Consider the following 16436-nt stretch of genomic DNA (forward strand, 5'->3'; position numbering starts at 1 on the left):
GTCACGTGCCTGACACTCGTGAGCCCTCCGCCGTGACCGACACGTTGTCCTCGGTCGCCCAGGACTACCTGAAGATCATCTGGACCATCCAGGAATGGTCGGGTGAGAAGGTCTCGACGAAGCTGCTCGCCGAGCGTCTCGGGGTCTCGGCGTCGACGGTGTCCGAAGCCGTCCGCAGACTCGCCGACCAGGGGATGGTCGACCACGCACGCTACGGGTCCATCTCACTCACCGACAACGGCCGCGACGCCGCCGTGGCCATGGTGCGCAGACACCGCCTCATCGAGACCTTCCTCGTCCGCGAACTCGGCTACGGCTGGGACGAGGTGCACGACGAAGCCGAAGTTCTCGAGCACGCGGTCTCCGAGCGCATGATCGCGGCGATCGACGCGAAACTCGGCCATCCCGAACGCGACCCGCACGGTGATCCGATTCCCACTGCGGGCGGCTCGATTCCCGCGCCCCCCGCCCGCGCGCTCAGCGAGTTCGGCGACGGAGAAGGTGGACGTGTAGCCCGGATCTCCGACTCCGACCCTGCGATGCTGCGCTATTTCGACGAGGTCGGAATAGCTCTCGACACCGACATCCAGGTGATCGAACGCCGCGACTTCGCCGGCACGGTCTCGGTGCGGATCGGGAGCCCGGACGGCACCCCGGTGGATCTCGGAAATCCTGCGGCCGAAGCCATCTGGCTCGTCTGATTCCGTCGGTCAGCAGTCGCGACGGCGGAGCGCCCACCATCCGGCCAGGACGGCTGCACCCGCCCACACCGTTGTCACGACCAGACCCGCCCATGGCCCCGGTGAGCCGAGCGGATCCAGGACGAGCACCTGACGGCCTGCGCGATCGGGCAGATAGTCGGCGACACCGCTCCTGCCGGCGACATCTCCGAGCACGAACGACAGCAGCAGCACGAGCGGGACGAGAATGCCCAGTGTGGCTGCAGCATTGCGTAGCAGAGTTGCTGTCCCCGCCGCGAACAGCGCCATCAGGGTCAGATAGACCGCGCACCCGAGGATCGCACGACCGGCGGCCGCGTCGGTCGATGCCATCCGATGCTCACCGAGCAGTATCTGGCCACCGACGAAGCACGCGAGGGATGTTGCCAGACCGACGACGAAGGTGAGACACGCAACGACGGTCAGGCCGGCGAGGTAGAACACACCGCGTCTGGGCACCGCGACGAGCCAGATCCTCAGCCCGTTGTTCTTGAACTGTGCGGCCGCGGCGAGGGCGCCGAAGGTGATCGCGACGACCTGGCCGAAGTTGACACCGAAGAAGGAGATCAGCAGCGGGTCGAACTCGGGTTCGCCGGCCTCCTCTCTGCCGATCGTTGCACTGCCGACCAGGGAGAATCCGACGGTGACGAGGAATAGGAGCGCGAGCGCCCCGCCGAGTGACGGCAGGGATCGTGCCTTGATCCACTCCGAACGGAGCACCGGTGCATACGTCATGACCTGCCCTCCCGGTGTGCCGTGCCGGATGTGTGGGTCGTCGCGCACGATGTCAGAGCAAGGTAGGCCTGTTCGAGCGATGCCTGTTGATCAGCAAGCTCGAGGACGGGAATGCCTGCGTCGGCGAGCCGTGCTCCGATCTCGTCGATCCGGCCACCTCGGACCATCCATCGACCTCTGTCGTCCTCGACGGCAGTGAATCCGGAACGCGCAAGCACCTCGTCGGGGCGGGTTCCGTGCGGGGTGCGCAGGCGCACGCGGGATTCGGCATGAGCGCGGACGAATTCGTCCGTGGAGGAATCGGCGAGGATGCGGCCTTCGCCGAGGACCAGGAGGTGATCTGCGTACGAGGCGATTTCGGACATCAGATGACTCGACACCAGGACGGTGCGCCCTTCGCGTGCGAGTCTCGGCAACGCTTCCCGGATCCAGATGATCCCCTCCGGGTCCAGCCCGTTCGACGGCTCGTCCATTATCAGTACCTGTGGGTCGCCGAGCAGTGCGGCGGCGATCCCGAGACGCTGGCGCATTCCGAGCGAGAAGGCCGAGACGCGGCGACCCTCGACCGCGGACAGTCCGACCTCGTCCAGGACCGCGCCGACACGGTCGGCCGGGATGCGATTGCTCGCCGCGAGCGCCAGCAGGTGGTTCCGGGCGGTCCGTCCCGGATGCGCGGCGTCCGCGTCGATCAGCGCGCCGGCCAGTGTCACGGGATGCTCGGCTTCCGCGAAGACCCTACCGCCGATCACTGCGGTCCCCGCCGTCGGTCGGTCGAGACCGAGGATCATGCGCATCGTGGTGGATTTCCCGGCACCGTTGGGACCGAGGAACCCGGTCACCACCCCGGGACGCACAGTGAACGTCACGCCGTCGACCGCCCGGGTCGATCCGTATACCTTGATGAGGTCGTGCACTTCGATCGTCGTCATGCACTCAGCGTCATCCGATCCGGTCGCGCGATCTCCCCCCACGGGTGGGATTCGTCTCCCCCGTTTCGGGGAGCCACCGACGGCGCCCCGACTGGCACCATGAACGCATGATCCGAGAGATCGGCCGGCTGGTGGCCCGGCCGGCCACCTACAGCCGCGGGCTACACCTGTGCCTGCCGTTGGCGTTCGCTGCGGTGTGGATCTTCATCGACGACGACCGGCCGTACATGCTCGCCCTGTTCGTCGTGCCGGTGGGGTTGGTGCCGGCGATGCGGCTCGCAGAAGGAATCCAGGCGCGCCTGTTCCTCACTCCCGGTGAGGAAACCCGTACTGCCGAGCCGTCCATCGGCGCCGCCTCGTCCGCGAGTTGGTCAGACCGGTGGCGCACCGTGCTCTGGCTCGAAGTCAGGCTCGCACTCAGCGCGGTGCTGTGCGCCGTGTGTGTACCGATGATCATGCTGTGCGCGGACCTCGTCGGTGCAGCGGTCGGAGCTGCGCCGAGCGGAGACGCCCTCCTGAAGGTCGAGCAATCGCAATGGTGGTACGCGCTGCTGATCCCACTTCCCGTGGTCGTGATTCTCGCGACGCTTATCGGGCTCGGGTCCCTGGTCACCGTTCTGGCACGTTGGTTGCTCGGCCCCTCTGCCGCGGATCGGATGCGGGCCTTGGAGGAACGCACGGACCTTCTCCTCGAACACACCCGTCTGGCTCGCGAGCTGCATGATTCGATCGGTCATGCCCTCACTGCCGCGGTGTTGCAGGCCGGTGCGGCGCGTGCCGCCGGTGATCCCGAGTTCACCGCTCGAGCACTGCGCGCCATCGAAGAAACCGGACGCGACGCGCTCGACGACCTCGATCGGGTCCTTCTCGTGCTGCGCGACTCCACGGGGCCTGGTGATCGTCCCACCCTCGCCGACGCTCATCGGCTTGTCGAATCCGCACGATCCGCGGGCGCCGAGGTCGATGTCTCGGTCACCGGCGCTCTCGATCATGTACCGGGGCCGCTGTCCCGGGAGGGCTACCGGATCGTGCAGGAGTCGCTGACCAACGCGTTGCGTCATGCAGGTCCCGGCCCCGTCCTCGTCCGCGCACAGGTGGATGCCGAGCGGCTCGAACTGGAGGTGACGAGCGCACTGCCTGTCGGCGTGTCCCCCACCGATCGTGGGAGCGGGTTGCGCGGTATCCGTGAACGCGCGGAACTACTCGGTGGCCGCGCGGTCACCGGACCGGCCGACGGCGTCTGGCTGGTCCACGTCACACTCCCGTTCGATGGAACGCGGTGATACGCATGCCGATCACCGTGCTGCTCGTCGACGATGAACCACTTGCCCGCGCGGGACTGCGCGCGATCCTCGAAGCTCAGCCGGATATCGAGGTCGTGGGCGAGGCCGGGGACGGTGCCGCCGTCGTTCCACTTCTGCGGCGACTGCAGCCGGCGGTGATCGCGATGGATGTGCGGATGCCGCTGATGGACGGGATCGACGCGACGCGCGCGATCCTGCGAACCGTACCGTCACCACCGAAGATCCTGATCGTGACCACCTTCGAAAACGACGAGTACGTCTACCGGGCCTTGCGTGCGGGCGCGAACGGGTTCCTACTCAAGCGTGCACGCCCCGGCGAGATCGCCAATGCTGTGCGCACCGTAGCCGAAGGCGATTCGCTCCTCTATCCCGCTTATGTCCGGACGCTCGCGTCGGGCCACGGCAACGCGCCCGCGCGCGAACAACTCGATCGTGCGACGCTCACCGAACGTGAGTCGACCGTGCTGCGGTTGATGACCCGAGGCATGTCGAACGCCGAGATCGCCACGCATATGTTCGTCGGAGCCGAGACGGTCAAATCGCATGTCAGTGCGATTTTGGCCAAGCTCGGTGTGCGCGACCGGACCCAAGCGGTGATCGTGGCCTACGAGTCGGGTTTCGTCACGACGTGAGCGTGCCGGGATCGAGGTTCGGAGCCCCGCGCATGTTCACGAGCCGCCGCCCGGCGGCGCCGAACACGATCAGTCTCATGAGACACGGCTCCTCACCCGGACGGCAGGCGTGCCCGCCGACGGAACGTCCTCAGATGTTCGACGGGCGAACCACGAACACCGATGACGCCCGCTTCCCCTTCTCCTGCAGCAGCGCCACCGCGCGGCCCTGAGGGTCGATCGCCGCGTACACATCCGGCATTCCGATCGGATCGAGCCAGCGGCCGTGCGAGAGCACCACGGCCTCGTCGGCAGTGACCGAGCGCGTCGCGAACGCCGTGAGGACAGCGGCGTCGAGGTCGAGGCTCGGCGTCGGATCGTCCGCCAGCTGCTCGAGGGTGCGCGCGTGTTCGAGACCGAACGGGCCCACTGTCGTGCGCCGCAGGGCAGTGAGGTGCCCGCCGACATCCAGTGCGGCACCGAGGTCCCGGGCCAGAGCCCGGATGTACGTCCCGGACGAGCAGTCGACCTCGACATCGAGATCCACGAGCCCGCCCTCCGCGAGGTCACGGCGAGCGAGGGTTTCGAAGCGCGACACGGTGACAGGGCGCGGGGGGATCTCCACGGCTTCACCTTCGCGCATCCGCGCGTATGCGCGCTTACCGTCGATCTTGATCGCGCTGACGCTGGCCGGGACCTGTTCGATGTCGCCGGTGAGCGCGGTGATCTCCGTGGCGATCCTGTCGTCGGTCACCGTCGAGGCGTCCACGGTCTCGAGAACCTCGCCTTCCGCGTCATCGGTGACAGTGCTCTGACCGAGGCGGATCGTGGCGGTGTACGACTTGGTGGTCAGCGCCAGCAGCCCCAGCAGCTTGGTGGCGCGTTCGACGCCGAGGACCAGAACCCCGGTTGCCATCGGGTCGAGGGTGCCGGCATGGCCGACCTTGCGGGTGCCCATCAGTTTGCGACACCGAGCGACGACATCGTGGCTGGTCATGCCCGCCGGCTTGTCGACGACGAGCAGTCCGGCGCGGGTGAGCGCGGGGTTCTCGGAGGCGGATTCGGTCATGGGTCAACGCACCGTGATCGCGGTGAGCACCAGGCCGTCGTCCACCAGCCAACGACCCTCGAAACCGGTCAGCGGCGGTCCGTCCGAGGTGTCGCCAGGGACCAGCAGCTTCGACCGGAATGTGCCGGAGGTCGCGCCCGATTCGTCGCGTTCGAAAGTGATGTGGGCGTCTTCGAAACCGAGCCACCGGCCGGTGAGCGGGAACCACGCCTTGTAGGTGGCTTCCTTGGCGCAGAACAGCATCCGATCCCAATGCAGGTCGGTGTCGGCGGTCGAGGCGAGCCATGTGCGTTCGACGTCGAGACTGACGGCGTCGAGGACACCATCCGGGAGGCGGTCGTGCGGCTCGGCGTCGATCCCGAGCGAACGGACCTGCAGCGAGTAGCCGAGGACGGCGCCGCGGTAGCCGTCGCAATGCGTGAGGCTACCGACCACTCCCCGTGGCCAGACCGGTGCGCCCTTGTCGCCCTTGAGGATCGGGGCCGGTTCGACGCCGAGCCGGCTCATCGCCTGACGCGCGCAGTATCGCGCGCCGATGAACTCGCGGCGACGCTTCTCGACCGCTCTGGCGATGAGGGGTTCCTCCTGCGGGTGGGCCACCAGGCCCGGTGGGTCGGAGAACAGTTCCGCGGCAGCGACGCCGTCCGGAACGATCCGCGCGATCAGACCGTCTCGTGCACCGACCTGGGATTCGGTCGTCGGCTCCGTCACCGCAGTTCCTTCTCTCGTTGCGCCCGAAACTTCTCGGCTTCGGCTTCCATCTCGGGGGTCACCGTGAAGTGACCGCCCCACTTGTTGAGCGTGCCCGGCGGGTAATCCGGGACGGGCAGGATCTGGCGCAGCACGTTGTCGGGGAGGCCCCGTCGCTGCCATTCGCGCGGATAACCCACCGATACCTCTTCGAAGCGCACCCCGTCGTAGTAGGTGGTCCGCGGGATGTGGAGATGCCCGTACACGCTACACAGAGCCCGGTAACGCACGTGCCAGTCGGCGGTCTCGGTGGTGCCGCACCAGAGTGCGAACTCGGGATAGAACAGCATCCGAGTGGGTTCGCGCACGAGCGGGAAGTGATTGATCAGCACCGTCGGCAGCATCGGGTCGAGCGCGTCGAGGCGCGCACGGGTCTGCTCGAGGCGTGCCCGGCACCACGTGTCGCGGGTGATGTAGGGGTCGGGCTTCAGCAGGAATTCGTCGGTCGCGACCACATTGCGCGAGCGCGCCAATGCGAGCCCGTCCGCTTTCGTCGTGGTGCCGTCCGGCAGGAACGAGTAGTCGTACAGCAGGAACATCGGCACCAGCGTGACGGGGCCGCCGTCGCCCTCCCAGACCGGGTACGGATCTTCCGGTGTGACGACACCGAGTTCGCGGCACATGGTCACGAGATAGTCGTAGCGAGCCACCCCGTGCATCTGCACGGGATCCTTCGCGGTCGTCCACAGTTCGTGGTTGCCGGGAACCCAGATCACCTTCGCGAAGCGTTCACTGAGCAGCTTCAACGCCCAGCGGATGTCGTCGGTCTTCTCCGAGACGTCGCCGGCCACGATGAGCCAGTCGTCCGGAGATTCGGGGAACAGGTCCTCGGTGACAGGCCGGTTACCCCGGTGCGCCACATGGATGTCACTGACCGCCCACAGTTTCGCTGCCACCGGTTTCTATCCTCCCGTTCCGTCGTCCGCGTGGACCTGTCGGTCCGCGCCCGTCACTGCCCAACGCCCCGTCCGGGTGCGCCACACGACGGCAATCATCCGAAACACGATGAACACCGTAAGCCCGGTCCAAATTCCCGCCAGCCCCCAGTCGAAGGCGAGCGAACACCAGATCAGCGGCAAGAACCCCACCAGCGCGGCCGTGAGCGTGGCGTTGCGCAGGAACGCGGCGTCTCCCGCGCCGAGCAGTACTCCGTCGAGCGCGAACACCACCCCGGCCAGCGGCATGATCGCGATGAAGAACCACCACGCCACATCGATCTGGTCGAGCACTGCGTCGTCGGCCGTGAACAGGCCGGGGATCAGTGTCCGCCCCACCAGAAAGAACACTGCGAGGACCATCGCGAACAGGACCGACCACGCCGTCACCCGCCAGGCGATCCGGCTCGCACCACGGGTGTCCTTGGCCCCGAGCGCCGCACCGACGAGAGCCTGTGCTGCGATGGCGAGCGAGTCGAGGGCGAGCGTGACGAAGTTCCACAGTTGCAGAACCACCTGGTGCCCGGCGACGGCAGCGGCACCGAACCGCGCTGCGACCGCGGCTGCAGACAGGAAGCACGCCTGGAACGCCAGGCTCCGGGCGATGAGGTCGCGGCCGAGTTGCAACTGGGCGACGATCACGGAGCGGCGCGGCCGGCGCGACACTCCCGTCCGCAACAACGCCACGACGAACAGCGTCGCCGCGACGAACTGCCCCACGACGTTGGCGACCGCTGAACCGACGAGTTCCCAGCGTGGAGCGCCGAGCAGACCGTGTACCAGGATCGGGCACAACACCGCCGAGAGTCCCAATCCCAGCACCACGTACCGCAGTGGTCGTGCCGTGTCCTGCACGCCACGCATCCACCCGTTGCCCGCCAGGCTGATGAGGATCAGCGGCGCACCGAACAGTGCGACACGCAGCCAGGACACGGCGGCGGTCGCGATCTCCTCGTCGCCGGCGATCAGACCCGCGACGGGTGCCGCAAGCAACTGGCCGATCACGACGATCACGGCACCGACACACACCGCGAGCCAGGTGGCCTGGATGCCTTCCGTGACGGCGTCGTCGTGCCGGTCGGCACCGTGGAACCGCGAGGCCCGGGCGGTCGTCCCGTAGGACAGAAAGGTCAGCTGGGTCGTGACCTGGGCGAGGACGAGACCGCCGATGGCCAGTCCGGCGAGCGGAAGCGCGCCGAGCCGTCCCACGACAGCGATGTCGAACAGCAGGTAGAGGGGCTCGGCGGCCAGCACTCCGAGCGCCGGCAGCGCGAGTCCGAGGATTCGCCGACCGGAGAGGTCGAGTGGGGTCGACGCGGGTCCCGCCGACTCCATCACCCGAGCGCGGCGCACAGGGCAGCGACGATCTCCTCGGAGTCGCCGTGTGCGGTGTATCCGGACGCGAAGCGGTGTCCGCCACCTCCGAGGGTGGTCGCCACGAGGGAGACGTCCACGTCACGTTTGGAACGCAGCGAGACGGTCCATTCCTGCGGACCGACTTCCTTGAACACTGCCGCTACCTCGGCTTCCACCGTGGTGCGCACGATGTCGATGACGCTTTCGATCTCTTCGGCTCCGAGGTGAGCGGAATCCGTGCGACGCACCAACGCGTACACCAGTCCACTGTTGCTCGCTGCCTCCGGCACGAGCGTCGCGGATGCCAGCACCGACGAGAGCATCGGTAACCACCCGAACGGGTGCGTGTCGAGAAGCGTGCGGGTGATGTTCGCACCGTCGATACCCGTCGCGAGAAGCCGCTCCGCGAGTGTGTGCGTGCCCGCGCGCACCCACCGGAAGGATCCGGTATCGGTGGCGAGCCCCGCGAACAGGCAGTGAGCGATGTCCGCATCGATCTCGACACCCCACGCGTCGAAGATGTCCGCGAGTACCGCCGCGGTGGCCTCGGCATCTGCATCGATGAGATTGTGGGTCCCGAACCGGGTATTGGATCGATGGTGGTCGATGACCAGCGAGGTCCGGGCGCCACCCAAGCGGGTACGCAACTCGCCGAGACGACCGGCGGTGCCGCAGTCCACGGCGACGAGTAGATCCACCTCGTCCCGGACCGCATCCGCGGCGGTGACCAGATGTGTACCCGGCAGGCCCCGCATCGACAGAGGCACCTCGTCGGGAGCTGCGAAAGCCACCTGCACGGGAATCCCTCGTCGTTCCAGCGCCAGACCGAGTGCCAGCCCGCTGCCCAGGGTGTCGGCGTCGGGCTGGACGTGGCACAGCACGGTCACCGTCTGTGCAGTGGAGAGCAGCGCGACAGCGCCGTCGAGATCGACTGCACTGTCGTGGACGGTCGACACTTCGTAGTCGGACATGGTGTCGCTATTCGTCGTCGCCACGTTCGCGAGGTTCCTTGTACGGGTCGGAGTCGCCGGCCGGTACCGCACCCTCCCGCGCCCGTGCCACCTCGTCGTCCGCCGCACGTGCGCGTTCGAGGAGTTCTTCCATGTGACGGGCGGTGTCCGGGACAGTGTCGGTCACGAACGTGAGCGTCGGGGTGAATCGGACACCGGTCGCCGCTCCGACCTTCGAACGCAGGATGCCCTTGGCCTTCTCGAGGCCCGCAGCTGCCGCCACGAGGTCGGGCTCGGTCTTCAGGTCGGCGCCGCGCACGGTGTAGTAGACCGTCGCGTCGTGCAGGTCGGCGGTGACCTTCGCGTCGGTGATGGTGATGAACTCGAGCCGTGGGTCCTTGATCTCATGGTCGATCGCGGTGGCCACGATAGTGGAGATGCGCTTCGCGAGGCGACGCGCGCGTGCTGGATCGGCCATGTCGTTCGTTCCTCCTCGGCCGCCGGTCTCCGGCAACCACTGTCTGTGTTGTGTCGGTCCGTCAGTCTTCCGGGCCGAACACTCTTCGTCTGGTGGAGAGCAACTCCAGTTCGGGACGGCCCGCAGCGAGCCTCTCGCACGTGTCGAGTATGTCGCGAACGTGCGCGAGGTCGGGCGCGGCCACCGCCACGCCCAGTTTCGCCCGTCGGTGCAGATCCTGGTCGCCGGTCTCCGAAGCCGAGACACCGAGGCGACGTAGCTCGGCGAGCACCGGCCTGATCAACGATCGCTTCCCCTTGAGCGAATGGACGTCGCCCAGGAGAATGTCCAGCTCGAGTGCTCCCAGATACATCGTCGGCCTTCCCCCGTCGGATCCGGATTCTCTCGACACGCCCGTGGCGGCAGACGACATGGTCGTCCACCGCCACCGGTCGAGATGTGTCAGTCGCGCGGCTTCTCGCGCAACTCGTAGGCCTCGATCACATCGCCGACCTTGATGTCGGAGTAGGTGACCGTCAGACCACATTCGTAGCCCTCGCGCACCTCGACGACGTCGTCCTTCTCACGCCGCAGCGACGAGATCGTGACGGTCTCCGCAACCACATTGTTGTCGCGGAGCAGACGTGCCTTGGCGTTGCGCTTGACGATGCCCGACTGCACGAGGCAACCGGCGATGTTGCCGACCTTCGACGACTTGAAGATCGCGCGGATCTCGGCGCGACCGAGCTCGACCTCCTCGTAGATCGGCTTGAGCATGCCCTTGAGAGCCTTCTCCACCTCGTCGATCGCCTGGTAGATGATCGAGTAGTAGCGGATGTCGACGCCCTCGCGGTTCGCCAGCTCCGTCGCCTTGCCTTCTGCGCGAACGTTGAAGCCGATGATCACGGCGTTCGACGCCGCGGCGAGGTTGACGTTGGTCTCGGTGACGCCACCGACACCGCGGTCGATGACCCGCAGACGCACCTCGTCGTCGATCTCGATACCCATGAGCGCCTCTTCGAGGGCCTCGACGGTACCCGAGTTGTCGCCCTTGAGGATGAGGTTGAGCTCGTTGTGCTCCTTGAGGGCTGCATCGAGATCCTCGAGGCTGATCCGCTTGCGGCTCTTCGCGGCCAGAGCGTTGCGCTTGCGCGCATTGCGCCGGTCGGCGATCTGCCGGGCGATGCGGTCTTCCTCGACGACGACAAGGTTGTCGCCGGCGCCGGGCACCGAGGTGAAGCCGATGACCTGGACGGGCCGCGACGGAAGCGCCTCGTGCACGTCCTCGCCGAACTCGTCGACCATACGTCGCACGCGGCCGTACGCGTCGCCGGCGACGATGGAGTCGCCGACACGCAGGGTGCCGCGCTGGATCAGGACCGTGGCGACCGGACCGCGACCGCGGTCGAGATGCGCCTCGATGGCGACGCCCTGCGCCTCCATGTCGGGGTTGGCCCGCAGGTCGAGGGACGCATCTGCGGTGAGCAGCACGGCCTCGAGCAGTTCGTCGATGTGCAGACCCTGCTTCGCCGAGATGTCGACGAACATGGTGTCGCCGCCGTATTCCTCGGTGACCAGGCCGTACTCGGTGAGCTGCTGACGGATCTTCTGAGGGTTCGCACCCTCCTTGTCGATCTTGTTCACCGCGACCACGATCGGCACGTCGGCCGCCTGGGCATGGTTGATCGCCTCGACCGTCTGCGGCATCACACCGTCGTCCGCGGCGACCACGAGGATCGCGAGGTCGGTCGACTTCGCACCGCGGGCGCGCATGGCGGTGAACGCCTCGTGACCAGGTGTGTCGATGAAGGTGATCAGGCGATCTTCACCGTTGAGGTGCGTCATGACCTGGTAGGCACCGATGTGCTGCGTGATGCCACCGGCCTCCGCCTCGCGGACGTTGGCCTTACGGATGGTGTCGAGCAGTCGGGTCTTGCCGTGGTCGACGTGACCCATGACCGTGACCACCGGAGGACGCTGCTGGAGGTCTTCCTCGCCGCCTTCGTCCTCGCCGTACTGAATGTCGAACGACTCGAGCAGCTCGCGGTCTTCGTCCTCGGGCGAGACGACCTGAACGACGTAGTTCATCTCGGAGCCGAGCAGCTCGAGCGTCTCGTCGTTGACCGACTGTGTGGCCGTGACCATCTCACCGAGGTTGAACAGGGCCTGTACGAGTGCTGCCGGGTTCGCGTCGATCTTCTCCGCGAAGTCGGACAACGACGCGCCACGTGCGAGACGGATAGTCTCACCGCTGCCCCGCGGCAGCCGCACGCCACCGACGGCCGGCGCCTGCATCGAATCGTATTCCTGCCGCTTCTGCCGCTTCGACTTGCGGCCACGACGCGGCGCTCCACCGGGACGACCGAACGCACCGGCTGCACCACCGCGTCCACGCCCACCGCCTCCGCCGGGACGACCCCGGAAGCCGCCGGGAGCACCTGCTCCAGCGCCTGCACCGGCGCCGCCGGCGCCACCACCGGCTCCGCCACCGCGGTAGCCGCCACCACCACCGGGACGACCGCCGGGTGCGCCGCCCGGGCGACCGGGACGACCGGACGCAGCCGGACGCGCAGCACGCTGCGGCATCGCACCGGGGTTCGGGCGAGGAGGCATGGATCCGGGGGACGGACGAGGTCCGCCCTGGCCGGGAGCCGGACGAGGACCGCCCTGACCCGGAGCCGGACGCTGACCGCCGGCGGCCGGACGTCCCTGACCCGGCGTCGGGCGGGGGCCGCCCTGTCCGGGAGACGGACGAGGTCCGCCGGGTCCCGGGCGGGGACCCGCCGGGCGCGGAGCAGGCCGCTCGGCAGGCGCGGACGAGTACGGGTTGTTCCCGACGCGCGGGGACTTCGGGCCCGGACGCGGGGCCGGCTTGGGACCAGGCGTAGGAGCCTTCGGTGCCGGCTTGGCAGCGGGAGCCGGAGCATCCGCCGGGGCAGCCGTGTCGGCGGCGGGAGCTGCGGGAGCCGCCGGAGCTTCAGGCACCGAGGGAGCCGGAGCTGCGGGCTTGGGAGCACCGGGCTTCGGCCGTGCCGAAGGGGCCGGCGCCGCCGGCGCTTCCTGCGCCGGAGCTGCAGGCGCGGCGGGAGCCGGGGCCGCAGGTGCCGGTGCTGCCGGGCGCGGACCCGGACGGGGCGCGCCGGGACGCGGGCCGGGCGTGGGTGCGGCCTTCGCAGCCGGCGCGTCCGTGCTCTGCGCCTTACCGAAGGACTCGCGAAGACGACGGGCTACCGGGGGCTCCACCGTCGACGACGCTGACTTGACGAACTCGCCTTGCTCCTTGAGCTTTGCGAGTAGTTCCTTACTTGTGACACCGAGTTCTTTTGCCAACTCGTGCACGCGGGCCTTGCCTGCCACTGCTCTCCTCACTGATGAGGTCGAGCGGCCAATGCCCGCACGACCTCGGGTTATCTCCGATGGACGTTCATCGCTGGTGCTTCACGGTGTGCTCATGAGTGTTCGTGCCTGTTCTTCTCAGAGTTCGATGTCACTGTTGGTGTCCCGTCGTCGGGGTCGCTGTGCGACCTCTCCGCCATGGACCCGACCAGCTGATCCAGCGCTGAGATATCCGGACCCCCGGACACCTTCAGTGCTCTGCCGAGTGCTCGACGCCGAACGGCCAGGTTCAGACACTCCGCAGTGGGATGCATCCATGCACCTCGCCCGGGAAGCCTGCGCCGCAGATCGGGGACGACCACGAAACCTTCCGGTTCCGAGCCTCGCGCCACGATCCTCAGCAGTTCGGCAGCCAGCGTTCGCTGCCGACATCCGACGCAAGTGCGCACCGGGCCGGTGCGCTCCGGGCCGACGGAGGGCAGATCATGCTGAACCATCGACCACTGTACCGCTGTTTTGCCCGAAATCCCGCATCCCGCCTTCACCTGCCTGTCGGGGACTCGCCCGCGTCCCCTACCTCGACGGGTGCGGCGTCGCTCCGGATGTCGATTCGCCATCCCGTCAGGCGGGCTGCGAGACGCGCGTTCTGCCCTTCTTTGCCGATCGCGAGCGACAACTGGAAGTCGGGGACGACCACGCGTGCGGCACGCGCATCCGGGTCCACGACCGTGACGGACACCACCTTCGACGGCGACAATGCGTTGCCGACGAACTTCGCAGGATCCTCGTCGAAATCGATGATGTCGATCTTCTCTTCACCGAGTTCGCGCATCACATTGCGTACCCGCTGCCCCATCGGTCCGATGCACGCGCCCTTCGCGTTGAGCCCGGGCACGAGTGAGTGCACAGCAATCTTCGAACGATGGCCGGACTCCCGCGCGACCGCGACGATCTCGACGGACTCGTCGGCGATCTCGGGAACCTCGAGTGCGAACAGCTTGCGAACCAGGTTCGGGTGCGTGCGCGACAGTGTGATCTGCGGTCCGCGCTGACCGCGCGAGACACCCACGACGTAACACTTGATGCGGTCGCCGTGTTCGTAGCTCTCCCCCGGGACCTGCTCGGCCGGCGGGATCAGCCCTTCGGTGGCACTGGCGTCGCCGCCGATCTTGACGACCACCATGCCGCGGGCGTTGGCACGGGAGTCGCGCTGGACGACGCCGCTGACGATCTCACCCTCGTGGGTGGAAAACTCACCGAACCGCTGCTCGTGTTCCGCGTCGCGGATCCGCTGCATGATCACCTGGCGGGCGGTGGTCGCGGCGATACGCCCGAAGTTCTCGGGGGTGTCGTCCCACTCGGCGATGACGTTGCCGTCCTCGTCGCGCTCCTCGGCGAGCACCTGGATCGCTCCGGTCTTGACGTCGACCACGACCCGCGCATGCGGCTGGTGTCCGTCGACATGCCGGTAGGCCGTGAGCAATGCCGTCTCGAGCGTCTCGATCAGCTCGTCGAACGGAATGTTCTTCTCCGACTCCAGCATCCGCAGAGCCGCAATTTCGATATTCACTTGTCCATCCTCGGTTCGTTGCTTTCGGTGTCCTCGTCCACCGCGTTTTCGTCGTCTCTCGCGTCTTCGCCCACTGCGTTCTCGTCGATCTCACCGGCCTGCACGCGCCCCTCCGGAAGCCCGCCTGCGAGTTCCAGCTCCCGTGCATGCGGGGGCGAGAACTCGATCTCGACCACCGCCTTGCGGACGTCGGACAACGGCACGGACCGGACGAACGGACCCTCCCTATCGGACGCCACCACACGAATGGTGTCGCCGACGAGCTCTCCGATCCGAGCGACGAACGTCTCGTCGGCAGTCTCGATCCGAGCCTTGCGCCCCTGAGCACGCCGCCAATGCCGATCGAGCGTGAGCGGCCGGCCGATACCCGGACTCGTCACTTCGAGGACGTACGGGGACTCCCCGAAATCGGAGACGGAATCGAATGCTTCGGATACCAGACGACTCAGGCGAGCAGCCTCGTCGAGCCCGAGACCTGCGTCACTGTCGACCATCAGACGAACGGTGCTGTGCTTTCCGGCGGCGGTCACGACCACGTCCTCGAGGTCGTAGCCCTCGTTGTCGAGAAGATCCGTGACGAGCTCGACGATCCTCTCCGGGGGTGGCACAGGCATGGTGAGCGGGCTCCTCGTTCAGTTGTGATCGCAGCGGACACCGGCCGGGACGGGCGCTCCGGCAGATATCCAGCCTAACGTGCAATTCGCCGCCCCGTGACCAGGCCGGGGTCGTTGTCCGTCACACACGACTGGCAGGATGGTCCGGTGACGATGCCAGTGACGCGATCCGCGATGTCCCGACGAACCCTGTTGCGATGGTGCTCGGCTGCGGCAGGAGGAGTCTCGGTCGCTGCGGTCACCGGATGCGGAGTCGCCGACGACGAGCTCGAGCCGGACCCACTGCTCGCACAGGCCGCACGCGCCCGCACCGATGCATCGACCGCCACCGCCCTGGTTGCTCTCGTCCCCGACCTCTCGGAACCGCTGACAATGATCAGCTCCGAACGCACGGCACACGCCGACGCGCTCGAAGCCGAGATAGCGCGCGCCGCAGGCGCCACGACGAGCTACACCCCTCCCTCGTCGACGACCACGACCGCTGCAGCCGGACAGGCTCCGACCGTCGAGCTGCTGCGCGAAAGCCTGGTCCGGTCGCAGCGCAGCGCAGGGGACGTCGGCCGCACCCTGCAGGGGTTCCGCGCTGGCATGCTCGCCTCCATCAGCGCCGCGTGCGCCGTCCAGACGGCGGTGTTGCTGCCGTGACATCACCCGAGCTCGGTCCCGAACAGCAATCCCTCGTCGATGCCCTCGAAGCCGAACACTCCGCTGTGTTCGGGTACGGCGTCGTGTCCGCATTCGCAGACCCGGCGCGCGCCGACGAGGTGGCGACCGACACAGCGGCGCATCGCGCGCGCCGCGACGCCACGATCGACGCGCTGATCACCATCGGTGTCGAACCACCTGTCGCGGCACCCGGATACACGGTGCCGTTTCCTGTCGACGACCCGGCGAGCGCCGCACAACTCGCACTGCAGATCGAGACCGATACCGCGGTCGCATGGCGCTCGGTGGCCGAGCGGGCACGGAGCGAACCGACACGGGCGACCGCGATCGAGGCGCTCACCGACACCGCGGTGCGTGCCGCGCAGTGGCGGATCCACCTCGGCATCGTTCCGCCGACGGTGCCGTTCCCCGGTCGGTCCTGAGGACCTGGCCGAC

General features: G+C 67.7%; 18 protein-coding genes. 5 read left to right on the forward strand and 13 right to left on the reverse strand.

All coding sequences use genetic code 11. The features are described from left to right. Nucleotides 1–5: 5 nt before the first annotated feature. Entirely contained in the window at nt 6–701 is a 696-nt protein-coding gene (locus Q7514_RS02640; RefSeq protein WP_330131693.1) for a metal-dependent transcriptional regulator, read from the forward strand. 9 nt (nt 702–710) lie between these two features. Here the strand turns inward: Q7514_RS02640 and Q7514_RS02645 are convergent, their stop codons facing one another. Both Q7514_RS02645 and Q7514_RS02650 read right to left on the reverse strand, forming a co-directional pair. Further along, a complete protein-coding gene (locus Q7514_RS02645) occupies nt 711–1454 on the reverse strand; it encodes a hypothetical protein (protein WP_330131694.1) in 744 nt (247 codons plus the stop codon). Further along, nucleotides 1451–2383 carry an ABC transporter ATP-binding protein gene (locus tag Q7514_RS02650; RefSeq protein WP_330131695.1) on the reverse strand — a complete coding sequence of 311 codons (933 nt, stop codon included), beginning with the start codon at nt 2381–2383 and terminating at the stop codon, nt 1451–1453. The genes Q7514_RS02645 and Q7514_RS02650 overlap by 4 nt, the downstream gene beginning before the upstream one ends. Nucleotides 2384–2490: 107 nt before the next feature. Here Q7514_RS02650 and Q7514_RS02655 point away from each other — a divergent pair, with 107 nt between their 5' ends. Both Q7514_RS02655 and Q7514_RS02660 read left to right on the forward strand, forming a co-directional pair. Next, nucleotides 2491–3666: a sensor histidine kinase gene (locus Q7514_RS02655; RefSeq protein WP_330131696.1), complete on the forward strand. Its 1176-nt coding sequence runs from the start codon at nt 2491–2493 to the stop codon at nt 3664–3666. 5 nt (nt 3667–3671) lie between these two features. Then, the gene (locus Q7514_RS02660; protein ID WP_330131697.1) at nt 3672–4319 is read left to right on the forward strand and encodes a response regulator transcription factor; all 648 of its coding nucleotides are present in this window, start codon (nt 3672–3674) and stop codon (nt 4317–4319) included. 130 nt (nt 4320–4449) lie between these two features. On the opposite strand, the gene truB is transcribed toward Q7514_RS02660, so the two are convergent. The 11 genes from truB to rimP all read right to left on the reverse strand — a co-directional run bounded on the left by truB (nt 4450) and on the right by rimP (nt 15335). Further along, complete coding sequence (truB, locus tag Q7514_RS02665; RefSeq protein WP_330131698.1) at nt 4450–5367, reverse strand: tRNA pseudouridine(55) synthase TruB; 918 nt, start codon at nt 5365–5367, stop codon at nt 4450–4452. A gap of 3 nt (nt 5368–5370) precedes the next feature. Continuing rightward, the gene (gene npt / locus Q7514_RS02670) at nt 5371–6033 is read right to left on the reverse strand and encodes a 4'-phosphopantetheinyl transferase Npt (protein WP_330131997.1); all 663 of its coding nucleotides are present in this window, start codon (nt 6031–6033) and stop codon (nt 5371–5373) included. A gap of 41 nt (nt 6034–6074) precedes the next feature. Further along, nucleotides 6075–7013 (reverse strand): metallophosphoesterase family protein, encoded by a 939-nt coding sequence (locus Q7514_RS02675; protein WP_330131699.1) that lies wholly within the window; start codon nt 7011–7013, stop codon nt 6075–6077. Nucleotides 7014–7019: 6 nt separating this feature from the next. Further along, nucleotides 7020–8387, reverse strand: a complete 1368-nt coding sequence (locus tag Q7514_RS02680) for an MATE family efflux transporter (protein WP_330131998.1) — start codon at nt 8385–8387, stop codon at nt 7020–7022. Beyond that, entirely contained in the window at nt 8387–9403 is a 1017-nt protein-coding gene (locus tag Q7514_RS02685) for a DHH family phosphoesterase (RefSeq protein ID WP_408016018.1), read from the reverse strand. Before Q7514_RS02685 ends, Q7514_RS02680 begins: the two co-directional genes overlap by 1 nt. Continuing rightward, a complete protein-coding gene (gene rbfA / locus Q7514_RS02690; protein WP_330131700.1) occupies nt 9387–9836 on the reverse strand; it encodes a 30S ribosome-binding factor RbfA in 450 nt (149 codons plus the stop codon). The genes Q7514_RS02685 and rbfA overlap by 17 nt, the downstream gene beginning before the upstream one ends. Nucleotides 9837–9897: 61 nt before the next feature. Then, nucleotides 9898–10188 (reverse strand): DUF503 domain-containing protein, encoded by a 291-nt coding sequence (locus Q7514_RS02695; RefSeq protein WP_330132000.1) that lies wholly within the window; start codon nt 10186–10188, stop codon nt 9898–9900. 89 nt (nt 10189–10277) lie between these two features. Continuing rightward, a complete protein-coding gene (infB, locus tag Q7514_RS02700; protein WP_330131701.1) occupies nt 10278–13172 on the reverse strand; it encodes a translation initiation factor IF-2 in 2895 nt (964 codons plus the stop codon). A 92-nt stretch (nt 13173–13264) separates the two neighbouring features. Then, nucleotides 13265–13768, reverse strand: a complete 504-nt coding sequence (locus Q7514_RS02705) for a YlxR family protein (RefSeq protein WP_408016019.1) — start codon at nt 13766–13768, stop codon at nt 13265–13267. Next, nucleotides 13693–14721: a transcription termination factor NusA gene (nusA, locus tag Q7514_RS02710; RefSeq protein ID WP_330131703.1), complete on the reverse strand. Its 1029-nt coding sequence runs from the start codon at nt 14719–14721 to the stop codon at nt 13693–13695. Before nusA ends, Q7514_RS02705 begins: the two co-directional genes overlap by 76 nt. Then, nucleotides 14718–15335 (reverse strand): ribosome maturation factor RimP, encoded by a 618-nt coding sequence (gene rimP / locus Q7514_RS02715; RefSeq protein ID WP_330131704.1) that lies wholly within the window; start codon nt 15333–15335, stop codon nt 14718–14720. Before rimP ends, nusA begins: the two co-directional genes overlap by 4 nt. A gap of 174 nt (nt 15336–15509) precedes the next feature. Between rimP and Q7514_RS02720 the strand changes: the two genes are divergently transcribed. Continuing rightward, entirely contained in the window at nt 15510–15980 is a 471-nt protein-coding gene (locus tag Q7514_RS02720) for a hypothetical protein (RefSeq protein WP_330131705.1), read from the forward strand. Continuing rightward, nucleotides 15977–16423, forward strand: coding sequence for a ferritin-like domain-containing protein (locus Q7514_RS02725; RefSeq protein ID WP_330131706.1), 447 nt, complete (start codon nt 15977–15979; stop codon nt 16421–16423). Before Q7514_RS02720 ends, Q7514_RS02725 begins: the two co-directional genes overlap by 4 nt. Nucleotides 16424–16436: the final 13 nt, after the last annotated feature.

The organism is Rhodococcus artemisiae, from assembly GCF_036327795.1.
Classification (GTDB): domain Bacteria; phylum Actinomycetota; class Actinomycetes; order Mycobacteriales; family Mycobacteriaceae; genus Rhodococcus; species Rhodococcus artemisiae.

Coding starts and splice junctions, on each gene's coding strand:
- Q7514_RS02645 (WP_330131694.1), bottom strand. CDS start 1,454: ATGACGTATGCACCGGTGCTCCGTTCGGAGTGGATCAAGGCACGATCC.
- Q7514_RS02650 (WP_330131695.1), bottom strand. CDS start 2,383: ATGACGACGATCGAAGTGCACGACCTCATCAAGGTATACGGATCGACC.
- Q7514_RS02655 (WP_330131696.1), top strand. CDS start 2,491: ATGATCCGAGAGATCGGCCGGCTGGTGGCCCGGCCGGCCACCTACAGC.
- Q7514_RS02660 (WP_330131697.1), top strand. CDS start 3,672: ATGCCGATCACCGTGCTGCTCGTCGACGATGAACCACTTGCCCGCGCG.
- truB (WP_330131698.1), bottom strand. CDS start 5,367: ATGACCGAATCCGCCTCCGAGAACCCCGCGCTCACCCGCGCCGGACTG.
- Q7514_RS02680 (WP_330131998.1), bottom strand. CDS start 8,387: ATGGAGTCGGCGGGACCCGCGTCGACCCCACTCGACCTCTCCGGTCGG.
- rbfA (WP_330131700.1), bottom strand. CDS start 9,836: ATGGCCGATCCAGCACGCGCGCGTCGCCTCGCGAAGCGCATCTCCACT.
- Q7514_RS02695 (WP_330132000.1), bottom strand. CDS start 10,188: ATGTATCTGGGAGCACTCGAGCTGGACATTCTCCTGGGCGACGTCCAT.
- Q7514_RS02705 (WP_408016019.1), bottom strand. CDS start 13,768: ATGGCGAATCGACATCCGGAGCGACGCCGCACCCGTCGAGGTAGGGGA.
- rimP (WP_330131704.1), bottom strand. CDS start 15,335: ATGCCTGTGCCACCCCCGGAGAGGATCGTCGAGCTCGTCACGGATCTT.
- Q7514_RS02720 (WP_330131705.1), top strand. CDS start 15,510: ATGTCCCGACGAACCCTGTTGCGATGGTGCTCGGCTGCGGCAGGAGGA.